4 protein-coding genes are annotated in these 3,055 nt (G+C 59.5%); all 4 read right to left on the reverse strand.

Annotated features, from left to right (window positions below):
- Positions 1–107 precede the first annotated feature (107 nt).
- On the reverse strand, positions 108–332 hold the full coding sequence (locus EN969_RS24155) for an aa3-type cytochrome c oxidase subunit IV (protein ID WP_013528204.1): 225 nt from the start codon (positions 330–332) through the stop codon (positions 108–110).
- Positions 333–538: 206 nt separating this feature from the next.
- The gene (locus tag EN969_RS24160) at positions 539–688 is read right to left on the reverse strand and encodes a DUF3096 domain-containing protein (RefSeq protein ID WP_013528205.1); all 150 of its coding nucleotides are present in this window, start codon (positions 686–688) and stop codon (positions 539–541) included.
- 119 nt (positions 689–807) lie between these two features.
- Positions 808–1,587 carry a hypothetical protein gene (locus tag EN969_RS24165; protein ID WP_013528206.1) on the reverse strand — a complete coding sequence of 260 codons (780 nt, stop codon included), beginning with the start codon at positions 1,585–1,587 and terminating at the stop codon, positions 808–810.
- Between the two features lie 335 nt (positions 1,588–1,922).
- On the reverse strand, positions 1,923–3,055 hold a 1,133-nt coding region (locus EN969_RS24170), incomplete at its 5' end, for a GGDEF domain-containing phosphodiesterase (RefSeq protein ID WP_164758451.1).

Genomic DNA, 3,055 nt, shown 5'->3' on the forward strand with positions numbered 1-3,055 from the left:
GGATGAAAACCGTCTGTCCCACCGCATGATCCTTTCGGCCGGAAGCTATTTCCCGCAAGACGCCGGCCGGCCTCGCGGCGGCGCCGTGGACAAGATGTCGGAAAAATCTATCGGAGGATAAAGGCGCCGACAGCCAGAATCAGCACGAACAGAATGGTCGCCGAGAAGAAGCCGCCCGCGAAGAAGCCGAAGGCCATCGCCAGGAGCAGGGCGCCACAAAACAGCGAGCCGTACTTGGCCAGCGCGAGGAAGCCCGCATAGGTGCGGTCATGCTCGGCATAGTCCATCTTCGCGCCCAGTTCGACAGGACCAGTCGGCGAGTGATCAGCCATAGGAATACCCCTTCGAAGACATCTTTCAGGCACATAGCGAAAAGCCGCGCCGAGAGCAATGGCGCTATTGCCGCACAACAACCGACAACTGCCTCAAAGAAAGATTGAAGCCAGCAGTCGACGCCGCGACGGAGTCCGATCGCTGGATTCTGATGCTTGATGCGGAACTCCGAAGGGCGGACGCTTGCGTGGCCTAAGCCGGAGCCTCAGCCGGCTAGATGCGGAAATAGCCCGAGCAACCCGACGACGATCAGATAGAGCGCGACGATGTAGTTCAACAGCCTTGGCATGACCAGGATCAGCACGCCGGCGATCAGCGAGATGAGCGGGGTTAGCGCAAGTGTGGAAATGGTCATGGCGGGTTCCCTCAAAAACCTCAGATCGACCCGGAGCGCTGCTCGTGGCCTCACCCAGAACGCCGAAGTCGCCAAAAGGCTCCTGTCGGCCCTGCAAAATCGTGTGGATCCCTGCCGTATCAGGCGGCTTCGTGATAGTATTTTGCCGTCGGCAGGATGGTCAGCGGCGCGAGTTCCCCGACATGCGGCGTATCGAACAGCATGCGCTGCTCCATTGGCGTCGAGCGGAAGAACGGGAACCGTGAGAAGGACCGCTCGCGGATTGCGTTGACGTCGGCGCGGTAGAGCACGACCTTGTTGAAAACGCCCGGATAGGCGCGCGACTCGCTGATCTTCTCCGAGTAGTAGATACGCTTGTAGAAGCCGGCGTGATCCTCACGAATGGTCGACAGGCAGTAGGGCGCGTTGAAATGGAAGCACGCCATGCCGGCCAGCCGCAGCGTCAGGTAGGGAATCTGCGGGTAGACGCGCGACCATTCGGGATCGGACGCAAACCGGCTGGGACAGATGAAGCTCAGTCCGTCACGAAGCATCGGCATGACGATGTCGCCAAAGGCCTTGGTGGAAGGCGACATCGGCGTCGCCAAGGTGACGTGATGGATACGCAGCGTGCTGACGAGTTCCTGGTCGATATAGACCCCGAAGCGGTACACATTCGGTGCCTCGTCGAGCTCATCGTGAATGGTATGGTTTTCGTTGTCGGGCACCATATCGTTCGAGCGATATGACTTGTAGCGCAGGCGGTAGATGTCCTCGAGATCTTCGCCCTTGTCGCAGCGGCGGTACTCTGTCCGCTCAAGCATCGCCGAAACGTTGCGGGCGAAGCTGGACATGGTGTCGGCGGCGTCCTTGCCGTCCTCGCCCGTCACCGGACGAAGCGAACTCAACTGCACAATCATCAACTCAATCCCCGTACATTGCCGCCGCGATCCGACACTACGACAGGGTCTTGGGATGTAAAAGATGAAAACAGGAAGCAGCCCGTTTACCAGTCGTTAAGGTTAACGATTGCTAAAATAAAACTAAAATTGGTGGTTTTCTTCGTTTTCTGCGTCGCGACGGGGAAAGAGCGTGTCTCGAACATGACGGGAAGCGGCTGAAATTCTGGCATGGCCCGCGATGTGCAAAGAAACCTCGAATGCAGTGAATGCCTAAAGCCTGGGCGCCTGTTCAATCCTGATGGAAACAGGGATGGGCTCTCAGTGCCTGGGCACCATGCGCCAGGCGCCGCAAATCAGCGGCGTACCGCCTTTTTGGCGGTCCTGATATCCTTGGCGAAGGGCCATACCGTGTTCGACATCGTCTCGATGCCGGAAGCGCTGAGCGCCGAACCGAACAGGAACCCCTGGACAAGATCAGGCTTGACCTGCAGCGCCAGGATCTTGAGCTGCTCGAAGGTCTCGACCCCTTCGACGGTCACCGAAAGCCCCAGCGGCCGCGACAGGTTGACGATACCCTTGAGCAGCTCGAGCGAACGGGGATTCTGGGTGACGTCCATCAGGAAAGAGCGGTCGATCTTGATCTTGTCGAGCGGCAGCTTGTGCAGGTAGCTCAGGCTCGAATAGCCGGTGCCGAAATCGTCGAGCGCGATGCGCACGCCAAGCTGCTTCAGCTCCTCAATATACTGGCGCGTCAGCGACTTGTCGTCGAGCAGCGCCGTTTCGGTGACCTCGATCTCGAGCCTACTGGCGGCGAGGCCGGTGCCGGCCAACGCATCGCGAACCTTCTGGATGACATCGCGGCTGCGGAAATCCTTGGCCGAGAGATTGACCGAAACGCTGGTCTGGTCGGGCCATTTGGCGCATTCGGCGCAGGCTGCCTGCAGCACGAAGGTGCTGATCTCGGAAATGATGCCCATTTCCTCGGCAAGCGGAATGAAGATGCTGGGCGAGATTGGCCCGAGATCTGGATGATCCCACCGGCACAGCGCCTCGCAACTGGCGATACGCATGGTGCTCATCGCCACGATCGGCTGATAGACCACCCGCAGGCTCTTGCCCTCTACCGCGGTGCGCAGATCCGCCTTCATCAGCTGACGGTTGCGGAAGGCGGCATCCATCGAAGCTTCGAACAATCGCCAGCTGTTCTTGCCGAGTTCCTTGGCCTTGTAGAGCGCCAGGTCCGCCTTCACGATCATGGCGTCGACATCGGTATCCTTGACCCGTGACAGCACCGCGCCGCCGCTGGCCTGAATGCGCAGCCCGTGACCGGCGACGTCGACTTCCCCTTGCAGGCCGGCGAATATCTCGTCGAGCTGGCTGGTCAGATGGCTCTCATCCTCGACGCGGTCGAAGAAGATCATGAACTCGTCGCCACCGAAACGGCTGACCGTGATATCTTGCTTGGCAATGGCGCCAAGCAAGATAT

Origin of the sequence: Mesorhizobium sp. M7A.F.Ca.CA.003.01.2.1, assembly GCF_003998945.1 — a bacterium.
Taxonomy (GTDB): Bacteria; Pseudomonadota; Alphaproteobacteria; order Rhizobiales; family Rhizobiaceae; genus Mesorhizobium; species Mesorhizobium ciceri.